At 42.3% G+C, this 20,666-nt stretch carries 21 protein-coding genes; 13 read left to right on the forward strand and 8 right to left on the reverse strand.

Annotated features, from left to right (window positions below):
• The gene (ribBA, locus tag ACNQO6_RS08965) at nucleotides 1-1,122 is read right to left on the reverse strand and encodes a bifunctional 3,4-dihydroxy-2-butanone-4-phosphate synthase/GTP cyclohydrolase II (protein ID WP_005228053.1); all 1,122 of its coding nucleotides are present in this window, start codon (nucleotides 1,120-1,122) and stop codon (nucleotides 1-3) included.
• Between the two features lie 253 nt (nucleotides 1,123-1,375).
• Nucleotides 1,376-2,668 carry a hypothetical protein gene (locus tag ACNQO6_RS08970; protein ID WP_343580436.1) on the reverse strand — a complete coding sequence of 431 codons (1,293 nt, stop codon included), beginning with the start codon at nucleotides 2,666-2,668 and terminating at the stop codon, nucleotides 1,376-1,378.
• Between the two features lie 68 nt (nucleotides 2,669-2,736).
• Between ACNQO6_RS08970 and serB the strand changes: the two genes are divergently transcribed.
• From serB to ACNQO6_RS08985, 3 genes are all read left to right on the forward strand, one after another.
• Nucleotides 2,737-3,957 carry a phosphoserine phosphatase SerB gene (gene serB, locus ACNQO6_RS08975; RefSeq protein WP_343580437.1) on the forward strand — a complete coding sequence of 407 codons (1,221 nt, stop codon included), beginning with the start codon at nucleotides 2,737-2,739 and terminating at the stop codon, nucleotides 3,955-3,957.
• A 406-nt stretch (nucleotides 3,958-4,363) separates the two neighbouring features.
• The gene (gene aciT, locus ACNQO6_RS08980; protein WP_343581491.1) at nucleotides 4,364-4,699 is read left to right on the forward strand and encodes a ciprofloxacin tolerance protein AciT; all 336 of its coding nucleotides are present in this window, start codon (nucleotides 4,364-4,366) and stop codon (nucleotides 4,697-4,699) included.
• A gap of 148 nt (nucleotides 4,700-4,847) precedes the next feature.
• Nucleotides 4,848-5,327, forward strand: a complete 480-nt coding sequence (locus ACNQO6_RS08985; RefSeq protein WP_343581492.1) for an SCP-2 sterol transfer family protein — start codon at nucleotides 4,848-4,850, stop codon at nucleotides 5,325-5,327.
• A 47-nt stretch (nucleotides 5,328-5,374) separates the two neighbouring features.
• Here the strand turns inward: ACNQO6_RS08985 and dtd are convergent, their stop codons facing one another.
• Nucleotides 5,375-5,815, reverse strand: a complete 441-nt coding sequence (gene dtd, locus ACNQO6_RS08990) for a D-aminoacyl-tRNA deacylase (RefSeq protein WP_005282287.1) — start codon at nucleotides 5,813-5,815, stop codon at nucleotides 5,375-5,377.
• Nucleotides 5,816-6,011: 196 nt separating this feature from the next.
• Here dtd and ACNQO6_RS08995 point away from each other — a divergent pair, with 196 nt between their 5' ends.
• From ACNQO6_RS08995 to asd, 5 genes are all read left to right on the forward strand, one after another.
• The gene (locus ACNQO6_RS08995; RefSeq protein ID WP_440208756.1) at nucleotides 6,012-7,535 is read left to right on the forward strand and encodes a catalase; all 1,524 of its coding nucleotides are present in this window, start codon (nucleotides 6,012-6,014) and stop codon (nucleotides 7,533-7,535) included.
• A 127-nt stretch (nucleotides 7,536-7,662) separates the two neighbouring features.
• Complete coding sequence (locus ACNQO6_RS09000; RefSeq protein WP_440208757.1) at nucleotides 7,663-8,142, forward strand: ankyrin repeat domain-containing protein; 480 nt, start codon at nucleotides 7,663-7,665, stop codon at nucleotides 8,140-8,142.
• A 146-nt stretch (nucleotides 8,143-8,288) separates the two neighbouring features.
• The gene (pncB, locus tag ACNQO6_RS09005; protein ID WP_009508829.1) at nucleotides 8,289-9,512 is read left to right on the forward strand and encodes a nicotinate phosphoribosyltransferase; all 1,224 of its coding nucleotides are present in this window, start codon (nucleotides 8,289-8,291) and stop codon (nucleotides 9,510-9,512) included.
• A 320-nt stretch (nucleotides 9,513-9,832) separates the two neighbouring features.
• Complete coding sequence (locus tag ACNQO6_RS09010; RefSeq protein ID WP_440208758.1) at nucleotides 9,833-10,681, forward strand: sulfurtransferase; 849 nt, start codon at nucleotides 9,833-9,835, stop codon at nucleotides 10,679-10,681.
• Nucleotides 10,678-11,529, forward strand: a complete 852-nt coding sequence (gene asd, locus ACNQO6_RS09015; RefSeq protein ID WP_440208759.1) for an archaetidylserine decarboxylase — start codon at nucleotides 10,678-10,680, stop codon at nucleotides 11,527-11,529. The genes ACNQO6_RS09010 and asd overlap by 4 nt, the downstream gene beginning before the upstream one ends.
• A 69-nt stretch (nucleotides 11,530-11,598) precedes the next feature.
• Here the strand turns inward: asd and ACNQO6_RS09020 are convergent, their stop codons facing one another.
• The gene (locus tag ACNQO6_RS09020) at nucleotides 11,599-12,426 is read right to left on the reverse strand and encodes an AraC family transcriptional regulator (protein ID WP_440208760.1); all 828 of its coding nucleotides are present in this window, start codon (nucleotides 12,424-12,426) and stop codon (nucleotides 11,599-11,601) included.
• A 47-nt stretch (nucleotides 12,427-12,473) separates the two neighbouring features.
• Between ACNQO6_RS09020 and ACNQO6_RS09025 the strand changes: the two genes are divergently transcribed.
• Nucleotides 12,474-13,601: a multidrug effflux MFS transporter gene (locus tag ACNQO6_RS09025; protein ID WP_440208761.1), complete on the forward strand. Its 1,128-nt coding sequence runs from the start codon at nucleotides 12,474-12,476 to the stop codon at nucleotides 13,599-13,601.
• A 58-nt stretch (nucleotides 13,602-13,659) separates the two neighbouring features.
• Entirely contained in the window at nucleotides 13,660-14,559 is a 900-nt protein-coding gene (locus tag ACNQO6_RS09030; protein WP_440208762.1) for a LysR family transcriptional regulator, read from the forward strand.
• On the opposite strand, the gene ACNQO6_RS09035 is transcribed toward ACNQO6_RS09030, so the two are convergent.
• Nucleotides 14,543-15,142 (reverse strand): LysE family translocator, encoded by a 600-nt coding sequence (locus ACNQO6_RS09035; protein ID WP_440208763.1) that lies wholly within the window; start codon nucleotides 15,140-15,142, stop codon nucleotides 14,543-14,545. The genes ACNQO6_RS09030 and ACNQO6_RS09035 overlap by 17 nt on opposite strands.
• A 205-nt stretch (nucleotides 15,143-15,347) precedes the next feature.
• On the opposite strand from ACNQO6_RS09035, the gene ACNQO6_RS09040 reads away from it, so the two are divergent.
• Nucleotides 15,348-16,157, forward strand: a complete 810-nt coding sequence (locus tag ACNQO6_RS09040) for a PhzF family phenazine biosynthesis protein (protein WP_440208764.1) — start codon at nucleotides 15,348-15,350, stop codon at nucleotides 16,155-16,157.
• A 245-nt stretch (nucleotides 16,158-16,402) separates the two neighbouring features.
• On the opposite strand, the gene ACNQO6_RS09045 is transcribed toward ACNQO6_RS09040, so the two are convergent.
• The gene (locus ACNQO6_RS09045; protein ID WP_440208765.1) at nucleotides 16,403-17,308 is read right to left on the reverse strand and encodes a LysR family transcriptional regulator; all 906 of its coding nucleotides are present in this window, start codon (nucleotides 17,306-17,308) and stop codon (nucleotides 16,403-16,405) included.
• 96 nt (nucleotides 17,309-17,404) lie between these two features.
• Here ACNQO6_RS09045 and ACNQO6_RS09050 point away from each other — a divergent pair, with 96 nt between their 5' ends.
• Nucleotides 17,405-17,530: a hypothetical protein gene (locus ACNQO6_RS09050; protein ID WP_325779753.1), complete on the forward strand. Its 126-nt coding sequence runs from the start codon at nucleotides 17,405-17,407 to the stop codon at nucleotides 17,528-17,530.
• A 265-nt stretch (nucleotides 17,531-17,795) separates the two neighbouring features.
• Here ACNQO6_RS09050 and ACNQO6_RS09055 read toward each other — a convergent pair whose 3' ends face one another.
• A complete protein-coding gene (locus ACNQO6_RS09055; RefSeq protein WP_440208766.1) occupies nucleotides 17,796-18,689 on the reverse strand; it encodes a LysR family transcriptional regulator in 894 nt (297 codons plus the stop codon).
• A gap of 94 nt (nucleotides 18,690-18,783) precedes the next feature.
• Here ACNQO6_RS09055 and ACNQO6_RS09060 point away from each other — a divergent pair, with 94 nt between their 5' ends.
• Nucleotides 18,784-19,236: a PACE efflux transporter gene (locus ACNQO6_RS09060; RefSeq protein WP_440208767.1), complete on the forward strand. Its 453-nt coding sequence runs from the start codon at nucleotides 18,784-18,786 to the stop codon at nucleotides 19,234-19,236.
• A 65-nt stretch (nucleotides 19,237-19,301) separates the two neighbouring features.
• On the opposite strand, the gene phoR is transcribed toward ACNQO6_RS09060, so the two are convergent.
• Nucleotides 19,302-20,660, reverse strand: coding sequence for a phosphate regulon sensor histidine kinase PhoR (gene phoR / locus ACNQO6_RS09065; protein ID WP_343579342.1), 1,359 nt, complete (start codon nucleotides 20,658-20,660; stop codon nucleotides 19,302-19,304).
• Nucleotides 20,661-20,666 lie beyond the last annotated feature (6 nt).

Below are 20,666 nucleotides of genomic sequence, written 5' to 3' on the forward strand. Positions count from 1 at the left end.
TTATTTTGCTGTGATTTGATCGGCAGTGATGTATTCCACTACCTCTAAATTAAATCCTGACAGGGCATTGAAACGAAGTGGAGAACTCAACAACTTCATTTTCTCAACACCCAAGTCACGTAAAATCTGTGCACCGACACCAATGGTCTGATATTGATGAGACAGTGCGGCATTCGATTTCAGCGGTTTTGGCTGATTCAAACTATTTAATGCCGGACCTAAATCTTCGAGATGATCCTGACCGATCCAGACCAGCACGCCACGATCACTTGCCGCAATGGTTTTCATGGCCAGATCAAGATTCCATGCCGGTGAACCGTCTGCTTTATTCAGCTTTAACAAGTCACGAATCGGACTGAAACCATGCACACGCACGGTGGTGACACCCTGTTTCGGTTCGCCTTTGACCAAGGCAACATGAATGTCCGGATTACCGATTTCACGGTATTTGTACAATTCAAATGCGCCGTATTCAGTTTCGATGCTTTCTTGAGACAAACGTTCAACGGTTTGCTCATTGGTCATACGATAATGAATCAGGTCTGCGATGGTCCCAATTTTTAAGCCATGTTTTTCTGCAAACACTTCCAGATCAGGGCGGCGTGCCATGGTACCGTCATCATTGATAATTTCACAGATCACGGATGCCGGTTCAAGACCAGCCAAACGGGTTAAATCACAACCTGCTTCGGTATGACCTGCACGGTGTAACACACCACCCGGTTGTGCCATCAATGGGAAAATATGCCCTGGCTGTACGATATCACTTGGCTTGGCATGTGCAGCCACCGCGGTACGAATGGTATGCGCACGTTCAGCTGCTGAAATACCGGTGCTAATGCCTTCTGCTGCTTCAATGGAAAGCGTGAAGTTGGTCGCATGCTGTGCGCCGTTCTGATCTACCATTAATGGCAGATTGAGTTGCTTACAACGTTCGCGGCTTAAGGTCAGGCAGACCAGACCACGTGCATGGGTAATCATGAAGTTAATATCTTCAGGGCGAACATGCGTTGCAGCGATGACCAGGTCACCTTCATTCTCACGATCTTCATCATCCATCAGGATGACCATTTTGCCTGCACGAATATCTGCGACAAGCTCTTCAACACGACTCAGCGGCATTCGCTTTCACCTTTGATGTTGCCTTTTAAGGCTCTAGTATTCGATAAATCTGGCATAGTTTACCGCATTTTAAAAAATTTCGCCTGTGCTTCTTGCTCAATTCAAATATGCCATGTGCAAAAGCAGATGTTGGCTTGAATTGAGGCGATGGCCTTGCACTTTTTTAGCTGATTTTATGATGAATTTACAGTGGAAAAAATAAGGCTTTGTCATTCAACAAAGCCTTATTTAAATTTAAGCTGCGATGCTTGAATCAGGATTCAGTCGCTGCTTTGGCTTTTTTGCCCATCAGGATTTCAGTACGTAGCGTCTGTGCCACGGTTGCACATGCCTCATTCATGCCATTAATCATGAACGCATGGCGGGTCATGATGTTGCTTGGATTTGGCATTGCCACCAGTTCATAATTATTTTGAATGGTTTTGAGCTGATCATGATTCAGATGTAAAGCCGCTTCTTTGGCATGTAAATGTTGAGTTAAGCGTTTTGCCGCTTCAACTGCATCCAGTTGCATGGCATCCACCGCGCCAGCAACCGCACCACGGGTCTGCAAGGCAAAGCGTTTATCTTCACGGTAACGTTTATACAGGACATCAGACAACAGCTGGAACACGGCACCGACCATCATTAGGCATTCTAGCGCTTGCGGTTGTTCCGTATTAGTGGTCAAAGTTGCGCCTTCGCTATCAAACTCTTGCGTCACCTGAATTTTAGCGGCATCAATTCCATAATGCTTGGCACATAGATCAATACTCTTATCCAGGAACAACTGGCACAGTTTAAAATAAGGCACTGAAACAGACTGATTGACACTATTCAGCAGTTGCTTCGGATCATAGAACTGAATGTTCAAAGCCAAGGCCTGATCATCCAGTTGAACCGCCTCGGTTGGACGTTTTTCGACACGAGCCTGACTTTGCGCTTTGGCCTGTTGTTGAGCCTGAGCAACCAGTGTCACCGTATTTTGTTTTTCCAGTGCCAATGCCTGAGTTAAGCGCTGAATTTCATGTTTAAGATGATTTTCCTGATTAATACGTGCCAGATATTCACTGCGTGTCGGACGGGCAATGGCACGATAAGCCAACCAGATCAAGGCATGGATAAACAATGAAACTAAAATTGCTAACCATTGGGTACGTAAGATTTCACCGATACTGGGTTGGATGAGGGTAATTTCAACCGTTCCAACTTTCTTCTCATTTTGCAATGCATCACGAACAAACACTTCGCCTTGGCGAGTTTTCGACATACCACTGGTTGCAAGCACCTGCTTATTGGCATCCAGGATACGAATCGAAGCAACACTTGGATTGGTGGCATAACGATTCGCGACCAGAGCCAATGAAACGGTGTTGGCTGGTTCCAGTTCTGAAAGCGTATCTGCCACTAACTGACTGGTCATCAGTTGCCCTTGGCTGGCGCGGTTTTCATTGAGTTGATGTGTCGTTGCAATCACCAATAAAAAGGTATGCAATGCAAAACTTACGATCAGTAGGCTAGCAAATAGCCCTTGGCGAGGCGCATTCAAGTTAAACTTCCAAGGCAAATAGATTTAGGTTCGGTTATGTTATGATTCTTACATACAATAGTTGTCGCTCAACCACGAGTCAATTCATGCGAGAAATCATTCTTATATCCTTTCTAGGACCAGATCAACCGAATCAGTTTACTCGATTAATGCAGGTACTATCCGTACATTCTTTGCAAATACTTGATGTAGGTCAGGCCGTTATCCACAATCAACTGACCCTGGGGATCGTTGTTGCATCGGATAATGAGACTGCTACCGCATTGGCAATGAAAGAGATTCTGATTTTAGCACATGATATTGGTCTAACAGTGCGATTTAAACCAATCTCCAACGCAGAATATGAACAATGGGTGAGTGAAGGCGGCCGAACACGCTATATCGTGACGGCACTTGCCCCGGAACTCACTGCTGCGCATTTGCAGGCGGTGACTAAAATCGTGTCGAGTCAGGGTTTTAACATCGAAACTGTTACACGTTTATCTGGCCGTTTAGAGCTGGGTGCGGAAAGTCATTTTCCACGTCGGGCCTGCGTTCAATTTGGTCTGAGTGGACAGATGCTAGATGCACAAGCCATGCGTGCTGCTTGTCTGAGCTTATCGGGTGAGTTGAATATTGACGTTGCGGTACAGGAAGATAACGCATATCGCCGCAATCGCCGTCTGGTCTGCTTCGATATGGACTCTACCCTGATTGAGCAAGAAGTCATTGATGAACTGGCATTAGAAGCTGGCGTTGGTGCACAGGTGGCTGAAATTACTGAGCGCGCCATGCAGGGCGAGCTGGATTTCCAGCAAAGTTTCCGCGCTCGAGTTGCTTTACTCAAAGGTCTGGATGCTTCAGTCCTACCTAAGATTGCAGAACGTCTAACCGTGACTGAAGGGGCAGAGCGCCTGATTTCAACCCTGAAAGCCCTAGGATACAAGACCGCAATTTTATCGGGTGGTTTCCAGTATTTTGCGGAATACCTGCAAGCAAAATTAGGAATTGATGAAGTCCATGCCAATATTCTCGATGTTGAAAATGGCATCGTAACAGGTGAAGTCAAAGGCGCGATTGTAGATGGTGCACGCAAGGCTGAACTGCTTCGCCAGCTGGCCGAGAAAATGGGTATCTCTTTGGAACAGGCGATGGCCGTGGGCGATGGTGCCAACGATTTACCGATGCTCTCGATTGCGGGTCTCGGTGTCGCATTCCGTGCCAAACCTTTAGTTCGCCAAAATGCCAATCAAGCCATTTCCAGTGTGGGTTTGGATGGTGTTTTGTACTTGTTGGGTATGCATGATAAAGACCTGAATCGCGCTTAAAACCGCGATTCTGGGGTATAAATAGGGCCGCTTCTTGAGCGGCTTTATTCATTTTTAAGTCGTCACGATTCCGTCATATTTATGTCTAAATGTATAGAAAAACAACGATAAAAAATTTCTGAAAAAAGTTTTTTTAAGCCTAAAAATATCGATAGTTTTTTGTAATGACACGCCGCAATTGATGCTATATGGAGATTCGGGACTTTTGTAATTTTAAAAAATGTAATTACAAAAGCATATTGCGACAGCTTATGTCGTAAGGTTAATTTCAGGCTCTTTTTTTCTAAAAAAAACACTCCATAATGCATAAAGACGTTAATGCAACACCAAGTACTGTTTGAGATTACAGAACAATATAGAGGTCTGGACACAATTGCAGACCATCCTTTTTAAGACGGAGGTTTCTATGGAAGCAGCGAATTTCACCATGTTGGTTGGATTTGGCTTAATCGCTGTCGCAATTATTGCTGTTTTCTTTTCTCCTTATCGTCGTTGGTTAGGTTTTATGTTGGCAGGTATGCTCTGCTGGGGACTGTTAGAAGTGGTACGCTTTGGTGCGCAAACCATATTCGAGATGTCAGTCGCCTATAGCTATCTCACCGCATTGAGCCTTGCGATGATTACGGTTACATTTATTCTGTTACGTGAAGATAAACAAGCACAAAAACAACTGGCAAATCGTCAGTATATTGAACATACACCTGTTTATAAGGATGATCAGCAACAATGTTCTAGCAGATAAATTATAATAATTTGAACAACATCAAAGGCATGCTCAGCATGCCTTTTTTGCACTAACTTTCTGCAACAAAGCTTTTTCCGACTTTTCTACAATTGTGCTAGGATACAGTTGTCTTAATTTTCATCATAATACTGTAGGCATAAATGTCATGAAGCTTTCTTCTTTACCTGTGGTTAAGTTACCTATCGTTGATGTCAGTACGGATCCATTGGATTTGTTGGTGGCAGGTTTGGCGTTACGTATGAAGCAATTGGCACGCACTAGCCCGAAGTTTATTGAATTGGTTCATGACCGTGAGTTCCGTATTCAGATTGGTACGGATTTAGGTTTTGCGCGTCAAATTATTGTGAACCGCGGCAAAATTGATACAGTGGCAGGTCAGCCGGAACAAGCTGATTTTATTTTGCAATTTGCTTCAAGTGAGCAAGGCGTAAAAACCTTACTGAAAGGTGATCCGACTGCATTTATGACCGGTATGCAGGATGGCAGCATTAAAATGGAAGGGGACTTTAGCTTATTGGTGTGGTTTAACCAGGCTGCAAAACTGATTCCACCTAAAGTGCCAAAACCGGTAAAAGAAAAAATCCGTCAGGCACGTGCATTCATTAAAGAAAAAACAGGCAAATAAAAAAGGCCATAAAAAACTCCCGGTTTGGGAGTTTTTTTATGCTCTGATTATTCAACCTCCAGATTAAAGGTCACTGGCCCATCATTGATTAAATGAACTTTCATGTCTGCTGCAAAAATACCTGTTTGCACATGGCTGAATTGTTGGCGGGTATATTCAACTAGTTGTTCATACAGTGCCTTGGCTTCGGCTGGCGGCATGGCTGGACCAAAATCTGGGCGTAAGCCTTTCTGGGTTTGAGCCATCAAGGTAAATTGAGAGACCAATAAAATCCCGCCGTTGGCCTGACCGACATTCCAGCCCATCTTGCCTTGCTCATCGTCAAAAATCCGGTATTTCAGAATTTTATCAATCAGCTTCTGGCCTTTCTCTAAGGTATCTTCTTTACCCAAACCTAAGAATACCAGTAAGCCCTGTTGAATCTCACCTGTCGTTTCGCCCTCAACGACCACTTTGGCTTCGAGGACGCGTTGAATTAATGCGCGCATAAAAATTAAAGATTAAATGTTCAGTCAGTAGCGCAGTCTAGCAGATTTAATGACCTTAGAACGGAGTGCGAAATAGGACCTTCTAATGCTTGATCTTATTTTTCGATTTGTTTTATTAAAATTATCTTTTTTATCTATTGTTAAATTCTTTGTATAGTCCCCGTGCAGGAAAGGTATTTGATCTGGATTTAACAGTATGTTTAAACGAACGTTTTTATTCACAATAATGGCAGCAATGTTAGGCACCGCATATGCTGCTCCTTTAACAAAAGACAATGGTGCACCTGTCGGTGATAACCAGAACTCAACCACAGCTGGCGCGAATGGTGCAACCCTGTTGCAAGATGTCCAGCTGATTCAAAAATTACAGCGTTTTGGCCGTGAACGTATTCCTGAGCGTGTGGTTCATGCACGTGGTACAGGCGTATACGGTGATTTCGTTGCAACAAAAGATTTGTCGGATTTAACCGTTGCGTCTATGTTTAAAGCGGGGACCACCACACCTGTTTTTGTTCGTTTTTCTACCGTGATTCATCCGAAAGGCTCACCAGAAACGGCACGTGATCCACATGGCTTTGCCGTGAAGTTTTATACCCAGCAAGGGAACTGGGATCTGGTCGGCAATAACTTGCCGGTATTCTTTATCCGTGACGCAATCAAGTTTCCTGATTTTGTCCATGCGATGAAGCCCGATCCGGTGACCAATGTGCAGGACCCGAACAGAATCTTTGATTTCTTAAAAAGCCAGCCGTGGTCAATCAATATGTTGACCTATGTTTATTCAAATCTGGGAACACCTGAAAGTTACCGTACGCTGGACGGTTTTGGCGTGCATGCATTCAAGCTCTATAACGCCAAGGGTGAGTATAAATACGTCAAATTTAACTGGCGCTCCAAGCAAGGGGTCAAAGGTCTGAATCTGGATCAGGTGCGAGAAGTACAGGGTCGTGACTGGAGTCATTTGACCAATGATATGTATAAAAATGTCTACGCGGGCAATTATCCGAAATGGGACTTGTACATTCAGATACTTGATCCAAAAGATCTGGATAAATTTGATTTCAATCCATTAGATGCGACCAAAATCTGGCCTGAGTCTTTGGTGCCTGAAATGAAAGTCGGTACCTTGACCCTAAACCGGATGCCGAAGAACTTCTTCCAGGAAACCGAACAGTCTGCTTTTGCACCCGGTAACCTGATTCCGGGTATCGAGCCATCGGAAGACCGTTTATTGCAAGGCCGTATCTTCTCGTATTCAGATACCCAGATGTACCGTTTAGGTACGAATCATCAGCAAATTCCAGTAAACCGTCCTCGTGTTGCGGTAAACAACAACAATCAGGAAGGGGCAATGAACATGGGACAAACAGAGTCTCATGTCAATTATGAACCAAGTACGATTGAACCGAAGCCATCTACCGAGATTGCGCGTGCAGTCGCTACGCCGCTCGAAGGCACGGTTATGCAGCATGCCATTCAAAAACAGCAGCCATTTAAACAGGCAGGCGAGCTTTATCGCAGTTATTCGGCGGTTGAAAAGAATGACCTGATTCGTAATCTGGCAGCGGATCTGGGGCAAGTCAAAGATGCAGAAACCAAAACCATTATGGTGTCTTACTTCTATAAGGCGGATGCCGATTATGGCACGCGTCTAGCCAAAGCAGTGGGTGTAAACCTTAAAAATGTACAGAGCAAAGCAGCTCAGTTGAAAGACGAATAAGCGCTTTTGTTGATGTGGTAACAGGTGCCTGAATGTTACCCCCAAAAGTCCTGTAACCTCAATAGCCTTTCCTGCACCTAGGGCGAGTGTTACAGGCACTCCTTATTTAGATTTTTAGGATGTTGTGATGATTCATTTACGAGCTGCGTTATTTGCGATCAGCATACTCTATAGCGGTGTATCGGTCTCAGCCTATGCGGATACGTCATCTGCCATAGTCAACGGATCAGATGAAGTGATCGAGCTGTTCTTTTCTGCGGCCAAGGTGGGAAATACCGAAGTCCTGCAAGAGTTTTTAAAGCATGGCTTTCCGATTGATGTGCAGGATCATTCAGGGTATACCGCATTGATGATGGCAAGCTATTACGGACAAAAAGAAGCAGTCAATCTTTTGATCAAACAAGGCGCCAATCGTTGTCTCCGGGACAAACGTGGGCATACGGCACTGATGGCTGCAATCATGAAAGCCGAGTGGGGTATCGCCAAGCAGTTGCGTCAAGTCGATTGTGATATCAATGCTGCCAAAACAGGTCAACTCACTGCAGAACAGTTTGCGCTACAGTTTGGACAGCAGCAGCGTTTAAAAGACATCCAGCCATCGAAATAAAACGAATACTTCATTAAGCCAACACTTTGAATTCAAATAATTACTAAACTTTTATTCTCGTGAAAAATCATGCATTGCAATCGACAGACTCATTTCTGTGCAAAAGTATGCTTTAATGCGAGAACGAGAATAGATCCTAGTCAGTCATGTCTACACCCATTATTCAATCTTTACTTGATACCGACTTATATAAATTCACCATGTTGCAGGTGGTGTTACATCAGTTTCCACAAACGCACAGTGTGTATTTATTCCGTTGTCGAAATCTGGAAGATACGGTTTATCCACTGGTTGAGATTCTGGATGAGCTGAATCAGCAGTTAGACTGGCTGTGTGAATTGCGTTTTGCCGAAGACGAACTGCAATATCTGCGTTCATTACGTTTTATTAAAAGTGATTTTGTCGATTATCTGGAACTATTCCAGCTCAAACGTCGCTTTATTCAGGCCAGTATTGATGAGGCGGGTAGACTGGATATTCGGATTGAAGGGCCTATGGTTCAGGCGATGATGTTTGAAATCTTCGTCCTCGCGATTGTCAATGAACTGTATTTCCGCCGTATCCGTAGTGATGAGGTGCTGGCAGAAGGCGAGCGCCGTTTACAGCAAAAACTGGTACAACTGCAACACTATGCCCAAGAACAACAACAGAATGATCCTCCCTTTTTAGTGTCTGATTTCGGGACACGACGTCGCTATAGCTTTGAATGGCAAAAACATGTGGTGCAAGCGTTTCATGCTGCGGCACCAAAGGTATTTCGTGGTACCAGTAATGTGCTGTTAGCGAAACAGTTAGGGATTAGCCCGATTGGAACCATGGCACATGAATTCCTGCAGGCCTTTCAGGCGCTTGATGTACGTCTGCGTAATTTTCAGAAGGCTGCTTTAGAAGCTTGGGTACAAGAATATCGGGGTGATCTTGGGATTGCCTTGACTGATGTGGTCGGCATGGATGCGTTCTTACGCGATTTTGATTTGTATTTTGCCAAGCTGTTTGATGGTTTGCGTCATGATAGTGGTGACCCGTATGAGTGGGGAGATAAGGCAGCTGAGCATTATCGTAAACTCAAGATTGATACCAAGACCAAGATGCTGACTTTCAGTGATGGCCTGAATCTGGAAAAAGCCTGGTTATTACATCAATATTTTAAAGATCGTTTTCAGGTGAGTTTTGGGATTGGTACCAATTTAACCAATGATATGGGGCAGAAGCCGTTGAATATTGTGTTGAAGCTGGTGGAGTGTAATCGTCAATCTGTGGCAAAAATTTCGGATAGCCCGGGTAAGACCATGACCGATAATGATACCTTCTTGGCGTATTTACGTCAGGTGTTTGATATTGAAGAAACAAGTAAGACTTTAAAACTTTAATTCGATACGCGTAAACGTCATCCACAACCTGCGTGATATAAGCAAGACGTCTTTTTTGCGATACAGTTAAATAGATGAAAGAAGTGAACAGGTTTTGTGGATGACAATGGTTTTGCCTACTTTTGTCGAAACAAAAGTAGGTCGAGCCGAAGGCTTATCCCGAAATAGGATGAGAACACAGTAAGACTCTGTAATGAAAATTCAATTATTTAACTTCTCTATATCTTCTTTTCTGCTAAATGAATGCAAAAAATCAGACAAAGATAAAAAGTCGGCTATGCTAAAATTACGTATAAGGCGGATGACAAAACAGCATAACAATGACTGACGTAGATTTTAAACTGGGTTTACTGATTGAACCTGAACAACTCGTGCCCTATTTAGGCCACGAGCGAATTCGTATTGTCGATTTAAGTCGTGCATCGGTGTATGAACAACTGCATATTCCTCATGCGATCCATTTACAGCCTAAATATCTGGTCGCACAACAAGAACAAGCCAATGGGGTATTGCCGGACTTAGAAGGGCTACAGGCGCTCATCGAGAAATTGAATATTTCACCGCAACATCACGTGGTGGTGTATGACGATGAAGGCGGTGCCTGGGCTGGACGATTAATCTGGAATTTACATTGTCTGGGTTTTCAACATACCAGTCTGATTAATGGCGGCATTCATGGCTGGCTGGGTGCTGGATTACCGACGACGGCTGAAGTCGATCCGGTTCAACCCGTTGCGGATCTGTTACCGATTGATTTAGCTACCGTCCAGCAATATCGGGTCGAATATCAGGAATTACTCAATCAAGTTGAAGACCAGAATATTCAACTGTGGGATTGCCGTAGTAATGATGAATATACAGGCTTGCGTCTGGCTGCGCGACGCGGCGGTCACATCCCAAATGCACTGCATTTTGAATGGAGTACTGCCCTAAACCGTGAAAATCATCTAAAATTACACCCGCTTGAACGCACACAACAACGTTTAGAACAATTAGGCTTTAATTTACAACAACCTGTGGTGGTGTACTGTCAGTCTCATCATCGTTCCGGCTTGGCGTATATTCTGGCAAGATTGCTTAACTGGCCAGTCAAAGCCTATGATGGTGCGTGGAGTGAGTGGGGCAATCGCCTCGATAGTCCTATTATTTCAGGAGAGTCGCCGTTGTGAGTTTTGCAGCAGATTTAAAAAAACAATTATTTATCAAAGCACAAAATCTTGTGCCGCAACATCAACTCAGCCGTGTAATTGGCAAGGTTGCCGCAAGTGAAAATCTTTTGGTAAAAACTGCTGTTATTCAGGCGTTTAAAGCCAAATACGGAATTGATATGAGCATTGCTGAACAAAGCAATGCGCAACACTATAAATCATTTAACGAGTTCTTTACCCGTGCACTCAAAGAGGGTGTCCGTGGCATTGATGAACAGGCAGATAGTATTGTTTGTCCTGCCGATGGTGCAATCTCACAGCTCGGTAAAATTGAAGCAGGTGATATTTTTCAGGCCAAAGGTCAAAGCTTTTCAGTGGAAAAGTTGATTGGTGATCCGCAGTTAGCCAAACCTTTTCATGAAGGGCAGTTTGCGACCGTTTATTTGTCACCTAAAGATTATCACCGTGTGCATATGCCTTTGGCAGGCACATTGACCGAAACTTTATATATCCCAGGTGAATTATTCTCGGTTAACCAAACCACGGCGGAAAATGTACCGGGCTTATTTGCGCGTAATGAGCGTATGGTTTGCTTATTTGATACCGAACTGGGCCGTATGGCAGTCGTTTTAGTGGGTGCCATGATTGTGGCTGGGATTGAAACTGTTGCGACGGGTAAGGTAAAACCATCGGGCAAAGTTGAGTTGCAGCATCATCAAATGCAATTGGAGAAAGGTGCGGAATTAGGCCGTTTCTATTTAGGTTCAACTGCTGTGATTTTATTTGAAAAAGATAAAATGGTCTGGGAAGAGCAATTCAAGGCCAATTCAACGGTGGTGATGGGTGAGCGTTTAGGTCATTCGGTTTAAGTTATTTTGCGCTAACAATAAAAGCCTCTCAAAGCATATCTGAGGGGCTTTTTATTTGGATCAACTATATTATTGCTTGTCTTTTGAGGTATAGCAGGTGGGTGTCACCCCCGTATGTTGACGGAAAAAAGCGATAAATGCGCTGTCACTGGTAAACTCGAGTGTTTGAGCAATCTCACTCATATATCTCTTTTCAGCTAACATTTCTATAGCCTTCAATAATCGCCATTGCTGACGCCAGTTTTGATAATTCATTCCTGTTTCTTTGATAAATATGCGGCTGATCGTGCGTTCACAAGCACCGGCTTGTTGTGCGAATAGATTTAATCGTAAGGGTAATTCACCTTTACGGATACGCTCTATCCAGACGGACAAGCGACGATCTTGGGGAAATGATAATCCCCAGTTTTCTTTTGGTGCTGTTTTTAATTCTTCCATAAATACGGTCAAAAGACTGTTTTGAGATTCTGCTGACATATCCCAAGGCCAAAACGCCATTCGTTCAATCACTTCAAACAAAAGTGGATTCACTTCAAAAATTTGAAGTGGGATTTGTCTCAGTGCTAAATCCGTTGAGAAGTATAAAGAGCGGTAGGCAATCACTCCTCGCATGAATGCACGATGTAATACACCTGCTGGAATCCACACTGCCCGGCCAGGGGGAAGTAAATAAACCTTTGTCTCCATTTCGATGCTAATACAGCCTGCTGCAGAAAACAGAAGTTGATGTCGCTCATGGCGGTGCTGGCCCGAGTCGTGTACTGGCATATCGGCAGCGATGCCAACTACGGGAAGATGAAAATCATCGGCATTAAAACAGGTGGTCGGGCTGATTTTTGCCATCTTGTCCATTTTTTTATATTTTGAGTCTGAATTATTGTAATCAGACCAACTCATTTTCACAACAATAGGCGAATCTCCGTTCCTAGACATAAATTGTGCAAATGAAGAAACAGCCCCCATTATGGTTATTAATTTTATTAATCATGTTTCCGCAGCTGGTGGAAACGATTTATAGCCCTGCTTTACCCAGTATTGCTTGCTCATTTGATGTCAGTCATGAACAAAGTTCCCAAACGCTTTCAGTCTATTTTTTTGCTTTTGCTTTAGGGGTCGCACTCTGGGGCTGGTTAAGCGATTGGGTCGGCCGTCGTCCAGCAATGCTTTTGGGATTAATGTGTTATGCATGCGGTGCAGTGCTGGCAACATTTACCACAGATTTTAATATCCTGTTACTTGCTCGAATGGTTTCAGCCTTAGGTGCTGCTGCAGGATCTGTTGTGGTACAAACGATGTTGCGCGATAGCTATGAGTCAAATGCTCTGGCCCGTGTATTTTCCGTATTGGGCGCGGCAGTTGCAATTAGTCCGGTCTTTGGCTTAATGAGTGGCGGCTGGCTTGTCTTTCAGTATGGATATATGGGTGTTTTTATTGGGTTGTTTATATTTGCTATCGGCTTATTTGTCGTGACTGCGGTTGCACTACCTGAAACCCGCCCCCCTACCATAGCCAAGCCAGCGCTCTTGAGACTGGGTTCGGTTATGTTAAGAGATTCAGGAATATGGAGAAGTATTCTTTTAATTTCCTTATTTAATACAATGATATTCGGCTATTACAGTCTTGCTCCATTTCTGTTTGGACATTTGGGCTGGGGCGCACGAGCGTTTGGATGGACAGGCGCATTATTGGCCATTTTCTCACTCTGGGGGAGTTTTCTTAATCGCAGGATGTTAATGAAGGGCTGGAAAATTGAACTGTTAATCCGATATACCTGTCTTTTCGCCCTATTATGTAGTTCCTTGGTTTTTGTTCTACAGGACTCCATCTGGTTTCTGGCACCGATGATGGGCATTGTCATTGCTTATAGTATTGTTATTCCAAATGTACTTAGTTGCGCATTAACTGATTATCGGCAGAATGCAGGTACAGCAGGGGCGATATTGGGATTGACCTACTATTTATTATTGAGTGTAATGCTGGCTATTGCAGGTGCTGTTCAGAACTTAGGTCTTGTTTTGATCGTTTGCGCGTTTATTGCGGGAATGTTAACAGTAAGAAAAAGGTTACTTTGAAATCGTCAGAAGCTATAGGTATATTTTAATCTTGAAGAATAATCCTTTCTATTAAAATATGATTGAAGACATACGCTATTTAATTATTTTCGCAAAAATTGCTGAATTAGGTTCAATTTCTAAAGGTGCTAAGGCATTAGGGTTATCCACTGCAACTGTGAGTATGCATTTAGCCAAATTGGAAAAAAATTTGGAGTGTGCCTTATTTTATCGGAATACGCGGAAAATCACCTTAACGTATGACGGACAAAAACTTTTAGATACAGCTAAAGTCATGTTGGCAACTTATGAATCAGGTATTTCAGACTTTAAGCAACGTTCTATTCTTAGAAAGACACAATTGCATATCTCCATCCCGGCAGTTTTTATCCATAGCGAGTTTATGCAATGTATCACGACATTTTTTGAAAGGTATAAGGACTTAACTGTACACATTACCTGTGATGATAGCCGAACAGATTTGATCGCTGAAAATGTGGATATTGCGATTCGAATTGGCGAGCTGCCTGATAGTTCATTCAAAGCCCGCTATCTATTTCCTTTAGCACGAAGTATCGTGGCAACCCCTGACTTTTTAAAACAGCAGCCCCACATTAACCATCCTAAAGATCTGATCAATACCAAGTGGATCGGGTTGAGTATGAGAAAAAATAAGAGAATATTGCGGCATCAACACACAGGAGAAGAAATAGAAATTTCATATGAGCCTCATATTTATGTCAATAATGTTGAAGCTGCATATCGACTGGCAAAATTAAATGCAGGACTGGCAGCTCCTCCCGACGAGTTAATCCAGGCTGATCTTGAACAGCAAAATATTGTGAGAGTTCTACCAGATTGGGTACTTGATCCCTTGAGTGTCTATGCTGTTTGGCCTGCGAATATACCAATCAATGGTATTGTCCATGCCTTGATTGAATGGTTATATCAATCATTTAATTCTAAAACAGTTGGATGAGCATATAGATCGGTAGAAGGATTAAAGAGCCACCCATTAAGCTATTCATAATTTTGAGCTGGCGTGGATTAGTTAATATTTTTGCGAGTTTATGTCCACAGACTCCCCAAAGAATTAAACAGAGATAGCAAGTAAAGAAATAAATCAATATAAATAGAATAAGAGGGAAATAACTGATTGTTGAGGAGAATAAAGATACACCCGACAGGCATGCAATCCAAGCTTTAGGGTTGAGCCACTGTAAGAGAAATCCATCTGTAAAACCGGCAATAGATATATTTTTTAAAATTTCAATCTCTGGTTTAGAAAATATAATTTTTTGCCCCATATAAAAAATAAATAAAGCGCCTATACATTCCAGTATTTTGAAAAAGATAGGATAATGGCTAATCGTTTGATTAAATCCAAAGCCTAAAAATATTAATAACAAGGTAAAGCCAAGCGTTGCTCCCGAGATAAAGGGAAGCGTTTTCTTAAAACCGTGAATTAAGCTGGTGGAAAGGATTGTAATATTGATTGGTCCTGGTGAGAGGGACATTGTGAATGAGAAAATAAACATACTTATAAGTATAGAGATAGGCATTGTTTTGGACTTTTAAAATCAATTATTTAAATGAAATGATACAGCGATGAGTAAATAAGATTAGTCTGTTTTTATCAAAAGCAGATTTTGATTTTTTAAGAGATTGAAAAAAAATAGAAGCTAAAGCATTTCATTTATCAAAAAATATACATTATTAAGTTTATAGGTTAAGTATCTTGTTTAAAAATTATCGCTGTTGGAAATAATGAAAATTTACCAAGTAGATGCATTCAGCAATCAATTATTTAAAGGTAATCCTGCTGCAGTTATCTTGTTAGAACAATGGTTAGATCAGCATTTAATGCAGAAGATAGCATTAGAAAACAATCTATCAGAGACGAGCTTTGCTAGAAAAATAGATGATCAGAACTATGAAATTAGATGGTTTTCACCGGTCAAGGAAGTCCAATTTTGTGGTTATGGCACTTTAGCAACCAGTTTTATTATTTTAAGAAATCAATCTGATATTCAATCAATAACTTTTCATGTAACGGGCTTGGGGCAATTTTTCATTTCCAGAGCAGAACAGGGGAGAATTAAAATGAACTTTCCCATACAAGTACCGCATCGTTTGGAGACCATTCCACAAGTATTAAAAGACAGTCTGTCTCAAGAAATTACTGAAGTGTATATCAATCCACAGGCTTATATTGTGATCTATCCAAGTACAACATCCGTTTTAAATGAACAACCGAATTTTGAGCTGATTAAAAAATTGGGAGGGCGACGTGTCGCAATCACAAGTTTAAATAATGATATATATGAAGAGTTTGCTGAATTTGATATTATTTCCCGTTACTTTACGCCCTCTATGGGAATAGATGAGGATCCTGTAACAGGTTCGTTGCACACCTCATTAATACCACTTTGGCAACCTTTACTTAAAAAAGAAAATATTGTTGCTTACCAAGCTTCAAAGCGAGGTGGTGTGCTGTATTGCAAGTTACTTGAAAATGATCGAATTGAGATTGCAGGAGAATGTCGTTTATATCTAGAAGGTGAAATTTTCATTTAATTTATAAACTAAAAAACCTTGTACGCTTTTACTTACATCGATTCAGGTCAATGTCCCATTTTCAACCCAAGCTGAATTGCCTAATATAAACTCATCAGGAACAGGAAGTTCCAGAACATAAAACAAAAATGATAAGTTCAGGCATCAGGATGTGAGATATGACAGGAGTTGTATCTAGTGAAAGGAATACGAAAAAGCCCGACAGGATGTCGGGCTTTTTTCATTTTTGAAACTCAGATAGCGGTTTAATACATTTGCTTGATGCTGTAATAAGCATGAATTGAGGCGGCACAGCGGTCAATCAGCAGGTCTTCATCCTTTTTCCAGATCAGTTTTACTTCACTGAGTGTGTTCTCGTCCTGAATAGGAATCAGCCTGACATTGCTGGGCAGAATCACTTTAAATTCTTCAGGCACAATACAAATACCAAAACCATTGGCAACCAGTTCCAGTTGAGACCTTTTCCTTGAATAAATTCGGGTTCTTTTCGGAGAAAAACCATTGACCAGACATAAGTTGGCGGCCAGATAGCTGAGACCACCACGCGCTTTATGCGGTACAGAAACAAAATTTAATGACGCTAATTCGCGTATCGAAATACGTTCTTTTTCACTTAAAACTGGGTCGGCAATATGGGCAGCCACATATAATGGGGCGGTATATAGGCTGATCGAATTGACGTCGTTTAAATTGTGATAAATCGGCGGTCGAATAAAACCCAGATCAATACTGCCATCTAATAAATATTCGAGCTGTAACTCAGAGGATAAGGTATTCATTTCAATATCAATATTATGGGTGTCACACAGCTGCTCAAAGATTTCCAGTTTATTCTGATCCAGTACGATACTGCTGGAATGGGCAATTTTAATAATTCGGCCTTCACCCCGACTGATACTTTGGGCACTGACAATGGAACTTTTTAAATGATCAAGATTGGTTTTTAAACTTTTATACAGTGCTTCGCCTGCAACCGTAAGTTTTATCTTCTTTTCAGAGCGGTCGAAAATCTCAAAGCCTAATTCTTCTTCTAAATTTTTAATTTGCCTGCTCAGTGCTGATTGGGCGATAAACAGCTTCTCCGAAGCAGCAATAAAGCCACCCGTTTCGACAATCGTGATTAGATAATTGAATTGTTTGAATGTCCACATATCTCAAAATTAGATCAGTGCCTGCTTTTTCTATATTAGATGAGATGAAAGAAATCTTATATCTTTTTTATAGGTTCTTGATTCAGGTGGCTGAAAATGACGATGAAAAACAAGATTGTGACCTTGATTGCTACAGTACTGATTTGTTTACTGGTGCAGAGCTATGACCATTATATGGGCGTACAGCCGATCTCACAGCAAACTGATTTATCAGGAGATTAGATAAATCTTCGCATCATGTTTGATGTCATGACCAATTTTATAAATGAGATGAGCGCATGGCGATGTACGTTTTTGCTTACAGTGATTAGAGGAAATGTCCCATTTTCAACCCAAGCTCAATTGCCTAATATGAACTCATCAGGAACAGGAAGTTCCAGAACATAAAACAAAAATGATAAGTTCAGGCATCAGGACGTGAGGTACGACAGGAGTTGCACCTAGTAACGAAATACGAAAAAAGCCCGACAGGATGTCGGGCTTTTTTTTATTCCATATTGATTTGTTTGGTCCAGAGTTCAATCAGCATCTGGATGGTCTGGCTTAAAGGTTTGTGGCTCGGCCAGATGGCATGTATCGGCATATCCAGTCGATTGGTGGTGTCATGAAATTCCAGTCGAACCAGACTGCCTTGAGTAAAATGTTCTTGCACGATCGAAAGTGGAAAATTTCCCCAGCCAAAGCCCTGTTCCACCATATTAATTGCCATCAATAAACTATCGCTATACCAGTAAGAATCAGAGACCAAGACCCGACTATCCGGGAGAGGGTAGTGTTTGCTGGCAATAATAATCTGTCTGAGTTCAGAGAGCATGGTCAATTCATTTTTATGATTCTCCTTGAGCTGTTGTGCACCTTGAGGAGAAATTGCTGCAACAAATTTTTCAATCCCCAAGAGTCGAAAGCGCTCATTCCGGTCGAGCTCGGATGAGCTATAGGCGATATACAGATCAATTTCATTGTGATGTAAGCGCGCTTTTAATTCTTGTTGTGGGGCACTGACCATTTCAATGTCCAGTAGCGGATAGCGCTGCAGCAGATGGGCAATAGCAGGCAATAAAAGTTTCTGGTTGACGTCTGCAGCCACACCAATCGCAATACGGGTTTCCAGTCCTGTTGAAAGTTCAGTTAAATGCATTTCCAGCTGGCGCAGTTTAGTCACAATCAATCGGGCATGGGGCTCGATGGATAAGGCAATGTCAGTGGGCGCAAGATGATTTTTACTGCGTTCAAATAATTTTAAATTGATTTCCGCTTCTAAATTGGCAATCGCCATACTGACGGCAGAAGGTACCCGATTCAGTGCCCGGGCAGCCGCTGAAAAATTACCACGATCAATAATTTCAAGAATCAGCTCAAGCTGTTCACTGGTTAATTTCATTTTAATTCTCTTGTCAGCTGTACTGATAACGATTGACTTTTTTTATCAAAATTAAAGCGTAAAATCCACTCATTATTGATTTTAAGGTGTGGTCATGCAAGGAACCAAGAGAAGAGTCACGTATGTGTTTTTCTATGAAGTTTTTAGCTTTTTTATCTGTGCAATGGTGCTGGCAGTGCTGTCAGGTACCACCATTAGTCATACCGGGCCTTTATCGATCTTGATTGCAGTCATCGCCGTAACCGTGAACTTTTTTTATAACTACGTGTTTGAGATGTGGGAAAAAACCCAAACCTCGAAAAAGCGCACTGTGTTAAGACGTATTGCGCATGCGATTGGCTTCCAGATAGTGCTGGTCATGATTTTGATTCCCTTGATTGCATGGTGGATGCAAATCAGTTTAGTCAAAGCATTCTTGCTGGACTTCAGCCTGATGGTGCTGATTCCATGTTATACCTTTGTTTATAATTACTTTTTTGATCATATCTTTGGCTTGCCCAGCCATTTGGTCGAGTCGACGGAGCTTAATGCGAAAACAAGTCACTAATTGGAATGATCCAGAATTTAAAAAGCCGATCCAGAAGGATCGGCTTTTTGATTGAAGTCAAACTCTTACAGCATGCGATACAGACGTTCTTTCGGGAAGATGGCGGTAAAGGTTGAGCCTTCATTTTCTTTTGAGGTGATTTCTAGATGTGCCCCATGCTGCATGAGGACGTGTTTGACAATAGCCAGCCCCAAACCAGTACCCCCTGTTTGCCGGCTGCGTGCGCTATCGACGCGATAGAAGCGTTCAGTCAGGCGTGGTAAATGTTTTGGATCAATGCCGATGCCATTGTCCTGTACGGTAAAGGAGGCATGGTCACCCGCTTCATGCCAGCCAATGGTGATGATGCCACCAGGCGGTGTATATTTAATTGCGTTGGTAATCAAGTTGCTGAAGGCACTGGCAATTTCAATGTCCGAGCCAATTAGGTCACAATGGCTATCAATATCCAGATTTAAAGTATGACCATAATCAAGATTGTAGGCACGTGCATCATCAAAGATCTGGTTCATCAGATTGGCCATATCAATAATCTGATTTTTCGCGACTTTCTTATTATTTTCCAGATTGGATAACAGTAATAAGTCATTGACCAAGGCATTCATCCGTTTGGTCTGCGATTGCATTTGCGTGAAAGCACGTTTCCAGCGTGGGGTAATATCGTCTTGATCGGTAAAGGTTTCAATATAACCACTGAGTACAGTCAGTGGCGTACGTAATTCATGTGAAATATTATCGACAAAGTCTTTACGCATTTGTTCCAGATTATGGACACGTGTGGTGTCGTGTGCCACTAACAGACGACTTTCTCCACCAAAACGGGTGAGTTTGACATGAACATAACGCTCTTCGTCCATCTGTGCCTGTAGACGAATGCCATCAGGGGACTGGTCGGGATTGTTAAAATATTCAATGAAACTGGGTTGGCGTAAAATCGACAATAAGTTACGTCCGCGATCGAGCGGGCTAATCCCTAACAGCTTTTCTGCTGCAGGATTCCACCATTCAATTTGATGTTGGTCATCAATCAGCACCACGGCTTCTGCCAGAGCGACCAGAGAAGACTGGGCACGATCAATCAAACCGACCATTTCCGCCTGAACGATACGTTCCTGACGTTGTGCACGATAAACATTGAACAGTAACGCCCCCCAGATCCCGTTTAAATTGGGCGGGACATCATAGGGACGGTTTGAAATCCATTCATTGACCAGATAAAGCGAGCGGAGCTGTAGGGCAAAAAACACCACAAAAGCAATAAAAATACAGCTCCAAAAGTAGCCAACCCCAAATCCAATTAAGCTTGCAATCAATAAGAAAAAAAGTAACAGCCTTAAATCTTGTTTTGCAAACGTCCATAAACTGCTGTAGCGAAAACGCTGGTGTTCACGTGCCAGTTCAGGGACGGGATAAGGTTCATACATAAAAGA

Origin of the sequence: Acinetobacter calcoaceticus (assembly GCF_051947995.1) — a bacterium.
In the GTDB taxonomy this organism is placed as follows: Bacteria; Pseudomonadota; Gammaproteobacteria; order Pseudomonadales; family Moraxellaceae; genus Acinetobacter.

Bases quoted from the DNA above. Each gene is read 5' to 3' on its own strand.
- ACNQO6_RS09050 (WP_325779753.1), top strand. From the start codon at position 17,405: ATGACGATGAAAAACAAGATTGTGACCTTGATTGCTACAGTACTGATT.
- ACNQO6_RS08985 (WP_343581492.1), top strand. From the start codon at position 4,848: ATGAAGCTTTCTTCTTTACCTGTGGTTAAGTTACCTATCGTTGATGTC.
- ACNQO6_RS09055 (WP_440208766.1), bottom strand. From the start codon at position 18,689: ATGAAATTAACCAGTGAACAGCTTGAGCTGATTCTTGAAATTATTGAT.
- ACNQO6_RS09045 (WP_440208765.1), bottom strand. From the start codon at position 17,308: ATGTGGACATTCAAACAATTCAATTATCTAATCACGATTGTCGAAACG.
- ACNQO6_RS09020 (WP_440208760.1), bottom strand. From the start codon at position 12,426: ATGAGTTGGTCTGATTACAATAATTCAGACTCAAAATATAAAAAAATG.
- ACNQO6_RS08995 (WP_440208756.1), top strand. From the start codon at position 6,012: ATGTTTAAACGAACGTTTTTATTCACAATAATGGCAGCAATGTTAGGC.
- ACNQO6_RS09025 (WP_440208761.1), top strand. From the start codon at position 12,474: ATGAAGAAACAGCCCCCATTATGGTTATTAATTTTATTAATCATGTTT.
- aciT (WP_343581491.1), top strand. From the start codon at position 4,364: ATGGAAGCAGCGAATTTCACCATGTTGGTTGGATTTGGCTTAATCGCT.
- dtd (WP_005282287.1), bottom strand. From the start codon at position 5,815: ATGCGCGCATTAATTCAACGCGTCCTCGAAGCCAAAGTGGTCGTTGAG.
- serB (WP_343580437.1), top strand. From the start codon at position 2,737: ATGCGAGAAATCATTCTTATATCCTTTCTAGGACCAGATCAACCGAAT.
- ACNQO6_RS09060 (WP_440208767.1), top strand. From the start codon at position 18,784: ATGCAAGGAACCAAGAGAAGAGTCACGTATGTGTTTTTCTATGAAGTT.
- ACNQO6_RS09010 (WP_440208758.1), top strand. From the start codon at position 9,833: ATGACTGACGTAGATTTTAAACTGGGTTTACTGATTGAACCTGAACAA.
- ACNQO6_RS09030 (WP_440208762.1), top strand. From the start codon at position 13,660: ATGATTGAAGACATACGCTATTTAATTATTTTCGCAAAAATTGCTGAA.
- pncB (WP_009508829.1), top strand. From the start codon at position 8,289: ATGTCTACACCCATTATTCAATCTTTACTTGATACCGACTTATATAAA.
- phoR (WP_343579342.1), bottom strand. From the start codon at position 20,660: ATGTATGAACCTTATCCCGTCCCTGAACTGGCACGTGAACACCAGCGT.
- ACNQO6_RS09040 (WP_440208764.1), top strand. From the start codon at position 15,348: ATGAAAATTTACCAAGTAGATGCATTCAGCAATCAATTATTTAAAGGT.
- ribBA (WP_005228053.1), bottom strand. From the start codon at position 1,122: ATGCCGCTGAGTCGTGTTGAAGAGCTTGTCGCAGATATTCGTGCAGGC.
- ACNQO6_RS09035 (WP_440208763.1), bottom strand. From the start codon at position 15,142: ATGCCTATCTCTATACTTATAAGTATGTTTATTTTCTCATTCACAATG.
- ACNQO6_RS09000 (WP_440208757.1), top strand. From the start codon at position 7,663: ATGATTCATTTACGAGCTGCGTTATTTGCGATCAGCATACTCTATAGC.